Consider the following 15,316-nt stretch of genomic DNA (forward strand, 5'->3'; position numbering starts at 1 on the left):
AGATCACGGAGAATTTCCTTAATACATAAAAGTAAACATGAGACAGCCACGGCGAACATTCGGCACGGAAACCCTCTCCGTGTTTTCCGTGGTAAAAGCCTTTAATCACCGGCAGGAGCAAGCACTTCGCGGTTACCGTTGGACTGCATCGCCGACACGATCCCGGCGCGTTCCATTTCCTCGATCAGCCGGGCGGCGCGGTTGTAGCCGATGCGCAGGTGGCGCTGCACCGCAGAAATTGATGCACGGCGCGACTTGAGCACGATGGCGACTGCCTGATCGTATAGAGGATCGGCCTCACCGCCTCCCTCGCCCGGCATGCCGCCTTCCATGCCTTCGCCCGTTTCGGATTCGCCGGTAAGGATGCCGTCGATGTAATCCGGTTCGCCCAGCGATTTGAGATATTCCACCACGCGATGCACTTCCTGGTCGCTGACGAAGGCGCCATGCACGCGCTGCGGATAGCCGGTGCCCGGCGGCTGGTACAGCATATCGCCCTGCCCCAGCAGCGCCTCGGCGCCCATCGCATCCAGAATCGTGCGCGAGTCGATCTTGCTGGAAACCTGGAACGCGACGCGCGTCGGGATATTGGCCTTGATCAGGCCGGTGATCACGTCTACCGACGGCCGCTGGGTCGCCAGTACCAGGTGGATACCGGAGGCGCGCGCTTTCTGTGCGAGACGCGCGATCAGCTCTTCGACTTTCTTGCCGACCACCATCATCATGTCGGCCAGTTCGTCGATCACTACCACGATCAGCGGCATTTCTTCCAGCGGTTCTGGATTGTCCGGGGTAATCGTAAACGGGTTGGTCAGCTTGTTGCCGGATTTCTCGGCATCGAGCACCTTCTGGTTGTAACCCGCGAGGTTGCGCACGCCGAGCGTGGACATCAGGCGGTAACGTTTTTCCATTTCAGCCACACACCAGTTAAGCGCGCTGGCGGCTTGACGCATATCGGTCACGACAGGCGCCAGCAGGTGTGGAATGCCTTCGTAAACTGACAATTCCAGCATCTTGGGGTCAACCAAAATTAGTCGCACCTTGCTCGCATCGGCCTTGTAGACCAGGCTCAGGATCATCGCATTGATCGCGACCGACTTGCCCGAGCCGGTGGTACCCGCGACCAGCACGTGCGGCATCTTGGCAAGATCGGCGACCACCGGCTTGCCGGAAATATCCTTGCCCATGGCGATGGCGAGCGGCGAAGCCATGTCCGCATATACCTGCGACCCGAGAATTTCCGTCAGGCACACCACCTGCCGCTTGGGGTTGGGGATTTCAATGGCCATGCAGCTCTTGCCGGGAATGGTTTCCACGACGCGGATGCTGACAACGGACAAAGCGCGCGCCAGGTCCTTGGCGAGGTTGGTGATCTGGCTGCCCTTTACGCCGGCGGCCGGTTCGAATTCATAGCGCGTGATCACCGGGCCGGGCAACGCGGAAGTCACCTTGACCTCGATATTGAAATCCATCAGCTTGCGCTCGATCAGGCGTGAGGTGAATTCAAGCGTCTCGGCGCTTTGCACTTCCACGGTACCTTTAGGCTCGTCCAGCAGATGGAGCGGCGGCAGCGGCGAATCAGGCATGGTCTGGAACAACGGCGTCTGGCGTTCCTTTTCCACGCGATCGCTCTTGGGGATTTCCAGTTGCGGAACTTCGATCTGCACCGGCGGGCGATCCTCAACGCGCTTGCGCTCGCTTTCGACATATTCTTCGCGCAATTGCTCGGCCACCTTGCCGGCTTTTTTATCCTGCCAATCCTGCCAGCTCTGGCGCAGGAAGTGATAGGTTCTTTCAAGCAGCCAACCGAATTTCTCGGTGATCTTGAGCCACGACCAGCCGGTAAAAAGACTGAAACCGGTTGCAAACGCGAGCAGCAGCACCATCGTCGAGCCCGCAAAACCAAGCACATGGCGCAGCAATCCGTCGAGCACGCTACCCAACATGCCACCTTGCGCCAGCGGCAGCATCAGGTGCATTTCAAGAAAGTGACCGGCCTCGAGCGCACTGGAAGCCAGCAGCATCAATACAAAACCGATGACATTGAACAGCAGGTAAGGCCGCTCGGCTTCAGCAATTTCGAGGCGTTTGTAGACCCACCACATCGCATAAAACGCCAGCACCGCCAGCCACCATGCGGAAAAACCGAACAGGTAGAGCAGGATATCGGCGAGCCATGCCCCCAACGAACCGCCTGCATTATGAATCGCGGCATCCTCGCTGGCGCTGTGCGACCAGCCCGGATCGTCGCGATGATAGGTAAACAGTATAGTGGCGAGGTAACTGCCCGCCACGACCAGCACCAGCCACCAGGCCTCGCGGATCAGGCCGGCGGTTTTCTCTGGAACCTCGCGCCGGGAAATGGCAGATGACGGTTTTTTTTGGAAAAACATGCTGTCTGGTGAACTCGATATCCGCGTAAAATTGGATTTTACCGGACTTTAACCTCAACGAAACCACCCAGATGACATTAACGGAATTACGCTACATCGTCGCCGTGGCAAGGGAACGGCACTTCGGCCGCGCCGCTCAGGCCTGCTTCGTCAGCCAACCCACATTGAGCGTCGGTATCAAGAAAATCGAAGAGGAGCTGGGTGTGATGATTTTCGAGCGCGGCTCGAACGAAATCACCCTGACGCACGTAGGCGAGGAAATCGTCGCACAAGCCGCGCGCACACTGGAAAACGCCGCCGCGATCAAGACCATCGCCCAGCAAAGCGGCGACCCGCTTTCGCATCCGTTGCGGCTGGGCGCAATCTATACCATCGGCCCCTATCTATTGCCGTCGATTTTGCCGATGCTACGCGAACGCGCGCCCAACATGCAACTGCTGATCCAGGAAAGCTACACCGCCAGCCTGCGCGAACAGCTCAAGCAAGGGAAGCTCGACGTGGCGATTCTGTCGCTGCCGTTCGAAGAGCCCGGCATGGTCATTCGCCCGCTATACGACGAGCCGTTTCAAGTCGCAGTTCCCTTGGATCATCACTGGCGCGACCGCGCGGCCATTCCGCCGGAAGAACTGGGTAACGAATCGGTACTGCTGCTCGGAGCCGGTAACTGCTTCCGCGACCAGGTGCTGCAGGTGTGCCCGGCACTGGCGCGCGGAACCTCGGCCAGCGGCATGCAACAAACGCTGGAAGGAAGTTCGCTGGAAACGATACGCTACATGGTCGCCTCTGGCGTGGGCATGACCATCCTGCCATGCACCGCGGCCAGCGTCAGCCGGGAAGACAACTCGATGTTGCGCTTTATTCCTTTTACGCAGCCCACCCCCAAGCGTCGCGTTGCGCTAGTATGGCGCAAAAGCTTCACCCGCCCGCAAGCGGTGGAAGTGCTGATCGAAGCCATCCGGCAAGCGAAAAACCCATGCTCGGAATGGATAGACAATTCATAGCATTTGACTATCAAAATAATTTAAACAATCAATTTGCACTATAAGATAGTGCGAGCTAAATTATTACCCAACGTCATCAATATTAAAAAGTGAGGTCACCATGAATCAGGAAATCGATATCGGTATTTCTCCCGAAGACCGCAAGGATATTGCCGACGGGCTTTCGCGCCTGCTGGCCGACACTTACACCGTCTATCTGCGCACGCACAATTTCCACTGGAACGTCACCGGGCCGATGTTCCAGACCTTGCACTTGATGTTCATGACCCAATATAACGAATTGTGGACGGCGACCGACCTGATTGCGGAACGCATACGCGCGCTCGGATTTCCGGCACCCGGCACGTATTCCGCATTCGGCAAGCTGACATCGATCAAGGAGGTCGATGGCGTGCCCAAGGCGCATGACATGATCCGCCTGCTGGTCGAAGGCAACGAAGCCGTTGCCCGCACCGCCCGCGCGATTTTCCCCATCGTGGAAAAAGCCAACGACCAGCCGACCGCCGACCTGCTGACGCAGCGCATGCAGGTGCATGAAAAGACTGCCTGGATGCTGCGCAGCCTGCTCGAAACTTAAGCTGGTAAAATTCGGTTATTCACCGCCGCAGCGTGAATATATCCGCTGCGGCGTCACTATTTTTGTAGATCATTCGTTTAGGAGTCGTTGAAGTCATGTCCACCAAGCACGCCCGCCTGCTCATTCTCGGCTCAGGCCCCGCCGGTTACTCCGCCGCGGTCTATGCCGCTCGCGCCAACCTGAAACCGGTTCTCGTCACTGGTATCGCCCAGGGCGGCCAACTCATGACGACCACCGAAGTCGACAACTGGCCGGCAGATGCCGACGGCGTGCAGGGCCCGGAATTGATGGAGCGCTTCCTGAAACATGCGGAACGCTTCAACACTGAAATGATTTTCGACCACATCCACACCGCCAAGCTGACCGAAAAACCGATCCGCCTGATCGGCGACAGCAGCGAATACACCTGCGACGCGCTGATCATCGCGACCGGCGCCTCCGCGCAATACCTGGGCCTGCCTTCGGAAGAAGCCTTCTCCGGCAAGGGCGTGTCCGCCTGCGCGACCTGCGACGGCTTTTTCTATCGCAATCAGGAAGTCGCGGTCATCGGTGGCGGCAACACTGCGGTTGAAGAAGCGCTGTACCTGGCCAATATCGCCAGCAAGGTGACGCTGGTGCACCGCCGCGACAAATTCAAGGCCGAGGCGATCCTGGTCGACAAGCTGATGGAGCGCGTCAAGGAAGGCAAGATCGAGCTGCAACTGCATCATGTACTGGATGAGGTGCTGGGCGACGACAGCGGCGTCACCGGCATGCGGATCAAGAACACCCAGACCAATGAGACCAAGGAAATCGCGCTGAAGGGGGTGTTCATCGCCATCGGCCACAAACCGAACACCGATATCTTCGCCGATCAGCTTGAAATGGAAGGCGGTTACATCGTGACCAAGGGTGGCCGTGAAGGCAACGCCACCGCCACCAGCGTTCCCGGCGTGTTCGCTGCCGGCGACGTGCAGGATCACATCTACCGCCAGGCTGTCACCAGTGCCGGCACCGGCTGCATGGCCGCGCTGGATGCGGAACGCTATCTGGACGGCCTGAACTAAGTCTTTCATCGCGCTACACAGAGCGCACCGGGAAATGCGAAAATAGCCGCATCTCCCTGTGCGCTTTTTTATCCCTACCGTGGCGAACGAACCTGAAGACGAAGATGATATCGAGCTTTTCCGCGAGGCGATCAAGGATGCACGCCCGCTGAAACAGCCGCCGCGCGTCCAGCATCCGACCAAAAAACCGCGCCCCGTTCCCCAGCAATTCATCCGCGACGAATACCAGGCACTTGCCGACTCGCTCTCCGATCACTACATCCCCGCCCACGAACTCGAAAGCGGCGAAGAACTGCTCTACCTGCGCGAGGGCCACTCCCCCGACCTCCTGCGCAAACTGCGCCGCGGTCATTGGGTGATCCAGGAACAACTCGACCTGCACGGCATGCGCGCCGATGAAGCGCGGCTTTATGTCGTGCAGTTTCTCGCAGAATGCCGGAAACGCGGGGCGCGCTGCGTGCGTATCATTCACGGCAAAGGGCTGGGTTCGAAGAACCGTGAACCGGTGCTGAAAAACAAATTGCGTAGCTGGTTGATGCAGCGGGATGAAGTGCTGGCCTATTGTCAGGCGCGAGACGTGGATGGGGGCGCAGGAGCGTTGGTGGTTTTGTTGAAGTCTGGCTAAACCCTTCCGGACATGAATAATCGCTCAGCGCGTCAAGTCTTCTCAAGCGGCTTCAATCGTCACCTGTAGCCTTCAGAGCAATCAATTACAAAGAAATCCATCGATGAATAACCTGGAAACATGGCGGCCCCGCTTGATGCAGCTTGCTGCCGCCAGCAACGCCGATGACGGCGCACACGATCTCAATCACCTCAATCGTGTCTGGCAGAACGCGCAGACCCTGCTTGAGGATCACCCGGAAGCCGATGCGCTGGTGGTAATGGCTGCCTGCTATCTGCATGACCTGGTGAACTTGCCCAAGAACGACCCGGAACGTCACCTCGCCTCGCGCCAGGCTGCCCAACTGGCTTGGCGCGAATTGGAAAAACTGGACTTTCCAGTGGAAAAACTGCCATCCCTTGCTCATGCCATCGAAGCACACAGCTTTTCGGCGGGGATCGCCCCTGAAACGATAGAAGCCCGGATAGTGCAGGATGCCGACCGGCTGGACGCCTTGGGCGCTGTGGGGCTCGCCCGGCTGTATTACACGGCAGGCCGCATGGGAAGTGCGCTGGCGCATCCGACCGACCCTTTGGCGGGCCATCGGACGATGGATGACAAGAAGTTCGCGCTCGACCATATTGAAGTAAAACTGGCAACGCTGCCCGCCACCATGACCACAAAAGCTGGCCAGAAAATGGGAGAAATTCGATTGGAATGGTTGCGATCATTCCGCGATACGTTTATTGCAGAATGGGGCAGTCCTGATGGATGCTAAGCTCCCAGTGCTACACCAAAAATAGTCGCAAAAGCGCTGCTCTCATAATTCCGAGGCCACCCGAACCGACATTTCTTTGAGAACACTACGTGGTTGCCCTGATTGAGCCAAGGGTAGGAATTTTCCTATAGTGAAAATCCGAGCCCGATAAAACAAAAACTCACGCTTCCAAATTTCAAAGAATAAATAATGATGGATGCCAATATCACTTTAATGCTTCGTGAGGCCACCACGGCAGAAGGGCAACTGCATTCTCCTCATTACCTCAAGACCGTCACGGAGCTCGGCGATGGCTCCAAGGTATATGCAATTCGCGACATCTGTTCCACCAAGGGGGTCAAACTCCTGCCTTCGGGCGCACAGGTCAACAGTTCCATCTATCAACGCCTCCTACATCACAAATTAGCACCCAAGCTGGATGACTGCCTGGAAACGGAAGAGGGTGTGAACAACCATACCCTGGTGGAAGAGGCAAACTCGCTTATTGATTCCGATGACAGCCTGTTACGCATGCGCAACGAAATGGCGGATGAAAACATGCTCTTCGACATTTTGACCAAGATTCCGCTCAAACCCGGCCTGGCCTTCAAACTGACCGTCATGCGCGCGAAGCGCGAGGAGCTGTTCAAGCGCAGTCTTTACGTCACGCTGGTTGCCATTTATATCGGCGTTCAGTCGCGCCTGAACGAACAGCAACTGGTAAAGCTGGCAACAGCGGCATTGCTGCATGACATCGGGCTGCTCCACGTCGAGCCCAAAATGCTGGAGCTTTCATACCGCATGACGAAGGAGGAGCGGCAGCATTTATACGCCCACCCCATTACTGCCTGGATGATATTGCAAGAAGAGCCTGAATACGCCAACGAAGTCGCCGAAGCAGTGCTGCACCATCACGAGCGACTCGATGGCAGCGGTTACCCTCAGGGCCTGGCGGGAGAGGTCATTAGTCAGTACGGACAGATCATTGCAATGGCCGAAGTTGTCGCCAGCCATTTCGGAAAAGATGACACGCATCATCAGCTGATGCGGCTGGAAACCATACTCAAACTTAATTCCAGACGATATGGGCGCAATCTTATCGGGCATCTCAAGGTGTTTTATGCCGGCAATGTCACGCATCCGCAGATCACCGAAGAAGATAAGCAACTGGTCAGGCAGAGCCTGAATGTGTTTGCCGACGTGCTGAAATCCTGGGAGTCCATGCGCGAGCGCTTTGCAGCAAACAATCTTGGCACCTTCATCAACGAGCGCATGCAGGCATTGAAAATCGAAGCTCTTGACGCCGGCTTGAACCCTTACGCACTCGAGAACAATTTGCAGAATGCGACAGATTCAGAGGCCTCCGCCGAGTTGAATATTCTTCTGGATGAAATCATCTGGCAAATCAAGGGTATTTTTCAGGAGAGCCGCCGCAGATGGCCCAAAATCGACCAAGGAACTTCATCTCTTGCTGCCGAAGATGTTCCGGCCTGGATATCCACCGTTGAAAATCGCATGAGCCAGGCTTACTAACGAAGCGCTCTCCCCCGAAATCTCTGTCACACTGCAAAAATTGAAGAGTAACGTTGCAGGGCACGCAATTTTTGCGCAATTGCCGCAGCCGTCGATTTTATGAAATCTTCGGCTAAGAGCCGGCTATCCACTTAAATCAATTAAGAAAATCTCCCCCGATTACCGCGCAAGGGCTCCTTTTATCCTCCTGGCGTGCGAATTGCTGTGCTTATGTTCCAGGCGATTAATAAGCGCCCCCATAAGAGCTTCAATAATTCATGACAAGATTTTTCTCCGCACAAAATCGCAGCATTGTTCTGACGGCGTTGTTCATTATGCTGACTGGCAACCTGTCGCTATTTCAGAGACTGCTCGAGCTTTATCCTCTCAGCCTGGGAAATGTACCCTTTCTCCTCTCGCTGACCGCCTTCTTCACGATCACAACCGTGATCTTTTTCCTGTTTATATGCCATGGCAGAGCGACGCGCTGGATTCTTGCCTTTTATCTGCTGGCCGCATCTCAAGCCGCTTATTACATGGATCAGTACGGAGTCATTATCGATACCGTAATGATCGACAATATCCTTCAGACCAACCTCCAGGAATTTGCGGGGTTGATAAGCGCCAGCCTTGTGCTCAGAACACTATTACTTGGGGTATTGCCCGCATGGCTCGTACTCAAATACAAGCCTGCGCTCCAGGATATTCGAACTGAATTGAAGTCCAAGGCCGCCTTGTTATTGCTATTGCTGGTTTCCCTCGTTGTCGTGATCGCTCCTTTTACTGCCGGCTACGCATCTTTCATCCGCGAACACAAAATGACGCGGTCATACGCCAATCCGGTTTATTTCACCTATTCCATTATTCAGTATGTGAATCAGATTCTTAAGCCCGAAGAAGCCATGACCTTGAAGAAAGTTGCCACGGATGCCGTCGAGGTCGGCTCAAGGAAAAAAAAGGAACTCATTATTCTGGTCGTCGGAGAAACAGCGAGAGCCGACCGCTTTTCGCTGAACGGATATGCCAGGGAAACCAACCCCGCACTCGAAAAACAGGGGGTCGTGAGCCTCACCCATGTATCTTCCTGCGGCACATCCACCGGAGAGTCTGTGCCCTGCATGTTTTCCATGATGAAACGGCATAACTTCGACCGGGAAAAAGCGCTCCATATCGAAAACGCGCTGGACGTGCTTTTTGAGCATGGCGTACAGGTGCTCTGGCGCGACAACAACTCCGACTCAAAGGGCGTTGCGGTGCGGATGCAATATGAAAACTTCAAGAATCCGACGCTGAATCCCATCTGCGACGAAGAATGCAGGGATATCGGGATGCTGAGTGGCCTGGATCAATACATCGCGTCCAGAAAGAACCGGGACATGCTGATCGTCCTGCACCAGATGGGCAACCACGGCCCGGAATATTACCGGCGATATCCCAAGGAGTTCGAACGGTTCAAGCCGGTGTGCATGACGGGTGAACTGAAGGATTGCACCAAGGAGGAAATCGATAATGCCTATGATAATGCCATCCTGTATACGGATTACTTTCTGTCCCAGGTGATCGATTTCCTCAAGAAATACGACGGGCAATACGAAACGGCAATGTTATACATGAGCGACCATGGTGAATCACTGGGCGAGCATGGAATCTATCTGCATGCCGCCCCCTACCTGCTGGCCCCCAAAGAGCAAACCCATATTCCTGCCATCGTGTGGATGGGCAAGCATTTCGATTTCAATCTAGATCAACTCAAACCCTATCGTGACTACTCGTTCAGTCACGACGATCTGTTCTGCACGCTACTTGTCGGATTCGAGATCGAATCGAAAATATGCGAGGGCAGGAAAAATGTCCTGTTTGAGAATCGCGATTTGAAAGCGGCAAGAAACGGTTGAAGATCAGTGGGCGATTTTGTGCTTCGGGTATTGCCCGATCACTTCATATCCGTTCGATCAAACAAACCGCTTCGGCAGCGATCCCCTCGCCGCGTCCGGTAAAACCCAGGCGTTCGGAGGTCGTTGCCTTGACGTTGACGCAATCGGCGTCAATAGCCAGATCTAACGCGATATTCGCGCACATGGCCGCGATATGCTTTGCCAGCCTGGGCGCTTCCGCGATCACGGTCGCATCGACATTGACCACGCGGTAGCCCTTCTCCTTGATCAAGGCCGCGACATGCCGCAATAACTCGCGCGAGTCGATGCCCTTGAAACGCGTGTCGGTATCGGGAAAATGCTTGCCGATGTCGCCCAGTGCCGCCGCGCCCAGCAGCGCGTCGCAGACGGCATGCAGCAATACGTCGGCATCTGAGTGACCTTTCAGGCCTTTTTCATGCGGGATATCGACCCCGCCGATAATGCATTTGCGCCCTTCCACCAGTTGGTGAACATCGAAGCCGTGGCCGATTCTGATCATGTGCTTGTTTCCGTGTTGTTCAGGAGGAGTTCGGCGATCACCAGATCCTCGGGGTAAGTGACCTTGAGATTGTGTCCGTCGCCCATCACCAGCCGAGGGGCGTGACCCAAAAATTCCACCGCCTGCGCTTCGTCGGTCGGTGTGTCGGTACCGATGGCTTGCAGTGCGTCGCGCAGCAAGCCGTAGCGGAACATCTGCGGCGTCTGCGCCCGCCACAACCCGGCACGAGGCTCGGTGTGATCGACACGGCCGTTCTTGCCTTCTCGCTTGAGCGTGTCCGCCACGGGAACAGCGAGCAAGCCGCCCACCGGATCGTCCAACAATTCGGCAAAAAGATTGTCCAACATTTCCTGCGAAAGGCAGGGGCGAGCCGCATCATGCACCAGCACCCAGTCTGCGGATTGCGACTGTCCGGCGATTGCGTTCAATCCATTCAGCACGGTTTCAGCACGGGTTGCGCCACCGCAGCGCAGGACTTCGACTTTATCGCCCAGGGCAGAGTAATCGTACTGAGCCCAACCGGTGTCGTCCGGACTCAGCACGACGAACACTCGAGTGACCGCAGGATGTACGCAGAATACGGAAAGTGTATGATGAATCATGGGCTTGCCGAGCAGTGGCAAATACTGTTTTGGCAGTTCCGCTCCCATGCGGCTGCCGCTGCCGGCTGCGGGAATCAGGGCATAGTTCTTGTGATTGGACATCGCAAAATCATAGCATGCCGGGTCTTGATTTCTGCCGGGTCACCACCATTTATTAGCCAGTTCTAATAAAGGAGCCATGCATGTCAGCTGTCCGTCCTGCCGCCGTGGCAGGCATGTTCTATCCCGACAACGCCAAAACGCTGGCGCAAGATCTTGACGGCCTGTTGGCCGATGCCAGGCCGCGCGTGTTCGGGCTGGTGCCCAAGGCGCTGATCGTGCCGCATGCCGGCTATATCTATTCCGGCCCGATTGCCGCTTCCGCTTATGCGCTGCTCGAGCCGCTGGCCGCGACCGTACGCCGGGTGATACTGCTCGGGCCTACACACCGCGTGGCCGTGCGCGGCTTGGCCTTGCCCGGCACCGATGCCTTTGCTTCGCCGCTGGGAATCGTGAACATCGATCAGGATGCGGTTCGCCAGATTGCACAATTGCCGCAGGTGACCATCAGCCCGCAAGCCCATGCGCTGGAGCACTCGCTCGAAGTGCATTTGCCGTTTCTGCAAACGGTGCTGTCCGATTTCACGCTGCTGCCGCTGGCAGTGGGGATGGCCAGCGCCGAAGAGGTCGCGGAAGTGCTGGAAGCCGTGTGGGGCGGACCGGAAACATTGATCGTGATCAGTTCCGACCTTTCGCATTACCTGCCTTACGATGCTGCTACGGTGACGGACAGCGCAACCGCGCAAACCATCCTGCGCCTGGAAGAAACCGTTACGCACCAGCAAGCCTGCGGCGGCACGCCGGTCAACGGCCTGATCGTGGCGGCGCGCCGCCATGGCATGACGCCGCACCTGCTCGATTTGCGCAATTCGGGCGATACCGCGGGGGATAAAAGCCGCGTGGTGGGCTACGGCGCGTTTGCATTTACCGAGGCCGGCCATGACTGAAACCGAACGCGGCTCCACCCTGCTCATGCTGGCGCGCGAGGCGATTGCCGGGCGTCTCGGGCTGACATCTGCGCCCCCAATGGAACATGAGCGCTGGCTACAGGAGGTAGGCGCGACATTCGTCACCCTGACCCAACGGCAACAATTGCGCGGCTGCATCGGCAGTTTGCTGGCGCATCGCCCGCTGCATGAGGATGTACGGGCCAATGCCGTGGCTGCCGGCTTCCGTGATCCGCGCTTTACGCCGCTGACCATCGCGGAATTCGAATCGACGCAGGTAGAAGTTTCCCTGCTTTCCCCGCAGGAGCCGATGGTATTTTCCGATGAGTTGGATGCGCTTTTGCAACTGCGCCCCGGCATAGACGGCATCGTGCTGGAATACGGCGCGTTGCGCGGCACCTTTCTGCCGCAGGTGTGGGAACAATTGCCGCTGGCGGAAGAGTTCATGGCCCACCTCAAGGTCAAGGCCGGGCTGCCGTCCACTTTCTGGGAAGAAGGCATCCGGCTGTCGCGTTACACCGTCACAAAATGGAAGGAATCCGATTTTACGGACATCGCTCAATGAACGACGCCATCGACATTCTCGAACGCACTCCCGCCCGCTACTGGCACTTGCTGGACGACGGCCGCATCCAGTGCGACCTGTGTCCGCGCGACTGCAAGCTGCATGAAGGCCAGCGCGGCGCATGCTTTGTGCGGGCACGCAGCGGCGATGAGATGGTGCTGACCACTTACGGCCGCTCCTCGGGCTTCTGTGTCGACCCGGTCGAAAAGAAACCGCTGAATCATTTCTATCCCGGCTCCAGCATCCTGTCGTTCGGCACCGCCGGCTGCAACCTCGCATGCAAGTTCTGCCAGAACTGGGATATCTCCAAATCGCGCGACTTCGACCGCCTGGCCGACCAGGCCACACCGGAAGCCATCGCCCGCGCGGCGCGAGAAAAAGGCTGCAAGAGCGTAGCTTTCACCTATAACGACCCGGTGATTTTCGCCGAATACGCGATGGACGTTGCCGATGCCTGCCATGATGCCGGCATACAGGCAGTAGCCGTCACGGCTGGTTATATGCACGATCAGCCGCGGCGCGATTTCTACGCCAAAATGGATGCGGCCAATGTGGATCTGAAAGCTTTCACCGAAGCGTTCTACTACAAGCTCACCGGCGCGCACTTGCAGCCGGTGCTGGACACATTGCGTTATCTCAAGCACGAAACCAGCGTGTGGTTCGAGATCACGACATTGCTGATTCCCGGCTGCAACGATTCCGACGCCGAGATCGGCGCGATGTGCGACTGGATTGCGAAAGAGCTCGGCACCGATGTGCCGCTGCACTTCACCGCCTTCCACCCGGATTACAAAATGACCGACCTGCCGCCGACACCGCCGGCAACCTTGACTCGTGCCCGCAACATCGGTCTGTCCGCAGGCTTGCAGTACGTCTACACCGGCAACGTACATGACACCGAGGGCGGCACGACCTTCTGCCCACATTGCCAAAGCCCGCTGATCGTGCGCGACTGGCATGATATCCGGCATTACGACCTGACCGAAGCCGGCGCTTGCTCGCACTGTGGCACGCCTGTCGCCGGGCGTTTCGCAAAATTCGAAAATCAGTTCGGCCGCCGCCGCATTCCGCTGAAAATCGCAAATTTCTGAATCATTGTGATATCAATTTAGAGCATACCCAATATGCTCCATGGGTAGGATATAGAAATTCAGAAGACCAATTAAGAAAAATGAGGATGGACTCGCAGACCGACATTACCGAGCGTCGCACGAAAGACGAAATGCTTAATTTGTCGCGCGTCGTCTTCGAGTCAGCGGAGGAAGGCATCATGGTGACCGACGCCGAACGCCGGATCGTCATGGTGAACCCGGCATTCACGTCGATTACCGGATACCTGCCCGACGAAGTCATCGGACGCGATTCGAACATGATGTCGTCCGGTCATCACGACCAGCTCTTTTATCAATCGCTTTGGGATGAAGTACGCCAACACGGAAGCTGGCACGGCGAAATCGCGAATCGCCACAAAAGCGGCCGGCATTATCTGGAATGGCTGTCGATACGCGCGGTTATCGACCCGCAAGGCCGAACGACCCATTATGTCGGCATTTTCAGCGATATTACCGAGCGCAAGGAGGGCGAGGAACGCATGCGCTACCTCGCCCATTACGACGCGCTCACCGGCCTGCCCAACCGCACCCTGCTGATGGATCGCCTGCAACAAGGCATGGCGCAAACGCGGCGCGACAATGGCCGGATGGCGGTGATGTTCCTCGATCTTGATCGCTTCAAGCCCGTGAATGACCAGCTCGGGCACGAAACCGGCGACCGCCTGCTGTGCGAAGTCGCCATGCGCCTGCAGAACTGCATGCGCGAAAGCGACACCGTGGGACGTATTGGTGGGGACGAATTCGTCATTCTGCTGCACGGCATCGAGCATTCCGATGCTGCCATCCTGGTTGCCCGCAAGATCATCAAGGCACTGGAACAGCCATTCGATCTCGGCAATCAAGCCATTAGCATCTCGGCCAGTATCGGCATTGCGCTATACCCCGACCACGACGGCGACGAATCCATGCTGATCAAGATGGCCGACATCGCGATGTATGAGGCCAAGAGCGAAAAGAGCGGGCACTTCCGGGTTTTCGACCTTGCCATGCTCGTCAGTCAGGCGCTTTAAATCCACAGACAGCCGGCTCTGTTTTTACATCGGGCTCAGTGCCTGCCGGTCAGCGGTACGAACCTGACCGGCAATACTTCCTGGCGTTGCACCTCACCGGCAGCATCCTTCTTGATCAGCAACAGCTCCTGCGCAGCGTAGCTCTCGCCTAACGGAATCACCATGCGTCCGCCCGGTTTCAGCTGGTCCAGCAGCGGCTGCGGCACATGGCTGGCCCCGGCGGCGACGATGATGCCGTCATATGGCGCATGTTCCGGCCAGCCGTGATATCCATCCCCCGGACGTACGTGCACCCGGTCATAACCTAAATTATGCAAGGTCTGTTCAGCCTGGATGGCGAGCGGCTCAACGATTTCGATGGAATATATTTCCGCGCCCATTTCGGCAAGCACTGCCGTCTGGTAGCCGCAACCGGCGCCAATTTCGAGCACGCGACTACCCGGTTTAAGTTTAAGCAACTCGGTCATGAAAGCGACGACATACGGCTGGGAGATCGTCTGGCCGTAGCCGATAGGCAAAGGGCGATTCTGGTAGGCAAAATCGCGCTCGATGTCGGGCACAAAGAGATGGCGCGGAACCCGCCCCAGCGCGTCGAGCACAGGCTGCGACAATCCCGGCATATCGGGGACCGGGTTGAGTTCTTCGGACATGGCCGCCACCGCGGCAACCATGTCGCGGCGAAGCCCGGAATAGTCGGACTCCGGAGTGTCGTCAGAACTCGTCCGCATCATGCAGG

15 protein-coding genes are annotated in these 15,316 nt (G+C 57.0%); 11 read left to right on the plus strand and 4 right to left on the minus strand.

What is annotated here, in order from left to right; all coding sequences use genetic code 11:
• Positions 1-101: 101 nt before the first annotated feature.
• Positions 102-2,393 carry a DNA translocase FtsK gene (locus tag A7976_RS15425; RefSeq protein ID WP_067106657.1) on the minus strand — a complete coding sequence of 764 codons (2,292 nt, stop codon included), beginning with the start codon at positions 2,391-2,393 and terminating at the stop codon, positions 102-104.
• Positions 2,394-2,464: 71 nt separating this feature from the next.
• Here A7976_RS15425 and A7976_RS03060 point away from each other — a divergent pair, with 71 nt between their 5' ends.
• From A7976_RS03060 to A7976_RS03090, 7 genes are all read left to right on the plus strand, one after another.
• On the plus strand, positions 2,465-3,394 hold the full coding sequence (locus tag A7976_RS03060; protein ID WP_067106660.1) for a hydrogen peroxide-inducible genes activator: 930 nt from the start codon (positions 2,465-2,467) through the stop codon (positions 3,392-3,394).
• Between the two features lie 100 nt (positions 3,395-3,494).
• A complete protein-coding gene (locus tag A7976_RS03065; protein ID WP_067106663.1) occupies positions 3,495-3,971 on the plus strand; it encodes a Dps family protein in 477 nt (158 codons plus the stop codon).
• Between the two features lie 95 nt (positions 3,972-4,066).
• Positions 4,067-5,017, plus strand: coding sequence for a thioredoxin-disulfide reductase (trxB, locus tag A7976_RS03070; RefSeq protein WP_067106666.1), 951 nt, complete (start codon positions 4,067-4,069; stop codon positions 5,015-5,017).
• 58 nt (positions 5,018-5,075) lie between these two features.
• Entirely contained in the window at positions 5,076-5,642 is a 567-nt protein-coding gene (locus tag A7976_RS03075; protein WP_240483773.1) for a Smr/MutS family protein, read from the plus strand.
• Positions 5,643-5,745: 103 nt separating this feature from the next.
• Complete coding sequence (locus A7976_RS03080) at positions 5,746-6,399, plus strand: HD domain-containing protein (protein WP_067106669.1); 654 nt, start codon at positions 5,746-5,748, stop codon at positions 6,397-6,399.
• Between the two features lie 189 nt (positions 6,400-6,588).
• On the plus strand, positions 6,589-7,911 hold the full coding sequence (locus tag A7976_RS03085) for an HD-GYP domain-containing protein (protein WP_067106672.1): 1,323 nt from the start codon (positions 6,589-6,591) through the stop codon (positions 7,909-7,911).
• A 257-nt stretch (positions 7,912-8,168) separates the two neighbouring features.
• Positions 8,169-9,785 (plus strand): phosphoethanolamine transferase, encoded by a 1,617-nt coding sequence (locus A7976_RS03090; protein WP_067106674.1) that lies wholly within the window; start codon positions 8,169-8,171, stop codon positions 9,783-9,785.
• Between the two features lie 43 nt (positions 9,786-9,828).
• On the opposite strand, the gene ispF is transcribed toward A7976_RS03090, so the two are convergent.
• Together ispF and ispD are read right to left on the minus strand one after the other, a co-directional pair.
• Positions 9,829-10,305: a 2-C-methyl-D-erythritol 2,4-cyclodiphosphate synthase gene (gene ispF / locus A7976_RS03095; protein WP_067106678.1), complete on the minus strand. Its 477-nt coding sequence runs from the start codon at positions 10,303-10,305 to the stop codon at positions 9,829-9,831.
• Positions 10,302-11,009: a 2-C-methyl-D-erythritol 4-phosphate cytidylyltransferase gene (ispD, locus tag A7976_RS03100; protein ID WP_067106681.1), complete on the minus strand. Its 708-nt coding sequence runs from the start codon at positions 11,007-11,009 to the stop codon at positions 10,302-10,304. Before ispD ends, ispF begins: the two co-directional genes overlap by 4 nt.
• Positions 11,010-11,089: 80 nt before the next feature.
• On the opposite strand from ispD, the gene amrB reads away from it, so the two are divergent.
• The 4 genes from amrB to A7976_RS03120 all read left to right on the plus strand — a co-directional run bounded on the left by amrB (position 11,090) and on the right by A7976_RS03120 (position 14,580).
• Positions 11,090-11,893 (plus strand): AmmeMemoRadiSam system protein B, encoded by an 804-nt coding sequence (gene amrB, locus A7976_RS03105; protein WP_067106684.1) that lies wholly within the window; start codon positions 11,090-11,092, stop codon positions 11,891-11,893.
• Positions 11,886-12,458, plus strand: coding sequence for an AmmeMemoRadiSam system protein A (gene amrA, locus A7976_RS03110; protein WP_067106687.1), 573 nt, complete (start codon positions 11,886-11,888; stop codon positions 12,456-12,458). Before amrB ends, amrA begins: the two co-directional genes overlap by 8 nt.
• A complete protein-coding gene (gene amrS, locus A7976_RS03115) occupies positions 12,455-13,549 on the plus strand; it encodes an AmmeMemoRadiSam system radical SAM enzyme (RefSeq protein ID WP_067106689.1) in 1,095 nt (364 codons plus the stop codon). Before amrA ends, amrS begins: the two co-directional genes overlap by 4 nt.
• An 86-nt stretch (positions 13,550-13,635) precedes the next feature.
• Positions 13,636-14,580, plus strand: a complete 945-nt coding sequence (locus A7976_RS03120; RefSeq protein ID WP_067106691.1) for a diguanylate cyclase domain-containing protein — start codon at positions 13,636-13,638, stop codon at positions 14,578-14,580.
• Positions 14,581-14,615: 35 nt separating this feature from the next.
• On the opposite strand, the gene A7976_RS03125 is transcribed toward A7976_RS03120, so the two are convergent.
• Positions 14,616-15,311 carry a protein-L-isoaspartate(D-aspartate) O-methyltransferase gene (locus tag A7976_RS03125; RefSeq protein WP_088178364.1) on the minus strand — a complete coding sequence of 232 codons (696 nt, stop codon included), beginning with the start codon at positions 15,309-15,311 and terminating at the stop codon, positions 14,616-14,618.
• Positions 15,312-15,316: the final 5 nt, after the last annotated feature.

It is taken from the genome of Methylobacillus sp. MM3 (genome assembly GCF_001645185.1).
In the GTDB taxonomy this organism is placed as follows: Bacteria; Pseudomonadota; Gammaproteobacteria; order Burkholderiales; family Methylophilaceae; genus MM2.

Coding starts and splice junctions, on each gene's coding strand:
- A7976_RS15425 (WP_067106657.1), bottom strand. CDS start 2,393: ATGTTTTTCCAAAAAAAACCGTCATCTGCCATTTCCCGGCGCGAGGTT.
- A7976_RS03060 (WP_067106660.1), top strand. CDS start 2,465: ATGACATTAACGGAATTACGCTACATCGTCGCCGTGGCAAGGGAACGG.
- A7976_RS03065 (WP_067106663.1), top strand. CDS start 3,495: ATGAATCAGGAAATCGATATCGGTATTTCTCCCGAAGACCGCAAGGAT.
- trxB (WP_067106666.1), top strand. CDS start 4,067: ATGTCCACCAAGCACGCCCGCCTGCTCATTCTCGGCTCAGGCCCCGCC.
- A7976_RS03080 (WP_067106669.1), top strand. CDS start 5,746: ATGAATAACCTGGAAACATGGCGGCCCCGCTTGATGCAGCTTGCTGCC.
- A7976_RS03085 (WP_067106672.1), top strand. CDS start 6,589: ATGATGGATGCCAATATCACTTTAATGCTTCGTGAGGCCACCACGGCA.
- A7976_RS03090 (WP_067106674.1), top strand. CDS start 8,169: ATGACAAGATTTTTCTCCGCACAAAATCGCAGCATTGTTCTGACGGCG.
- ispF (WP_067106678.1), bottom strand. CDS start 10,305: ATGATCAGAATCGGCCACGGCTTCGATGTTCACCAACTGGTGGAAGGG.
- ispD (WP_067106681.1), bottom strand. CDS start 11,009: ATGTCCAATCACAAGAACTATGCCCTGATTCCCGCAGCCGGCAGCGGC.
- amrB (WP_067106684.1), top strand. CDS start 11,090: ATGTCAGCTGTCCGTCCTGCCGCCGTGGCAGGCATGTTCTATCCCGAC.
- amrA (WP_067106687.1), top strand. CDS start 11,886: ATGACTGAAACCGAACGCGGCTCCACCCTGCTCATGCTGGCGCGCGAG.
- amrS (WP_067106689.1), top strand. CDS start 12,455: ATGAACGACGCCATCGACATTCTCGAACGCACTCCCGCCCGCTACTGG.
- A7976_RS03120 (WP_067106691.1), top strand. CDS start 13,636: ATGGACTCGCAGACCGACATTACCGAGCGTCGCACGAAAGACGAAATG.
- A7976_RS03125 (WP_088178364.1), bottom strand. CDS start 15,311: ATGATGCGGACGAGTTCTGACGACACTCCGGAGTCCGACTATTCCGGG.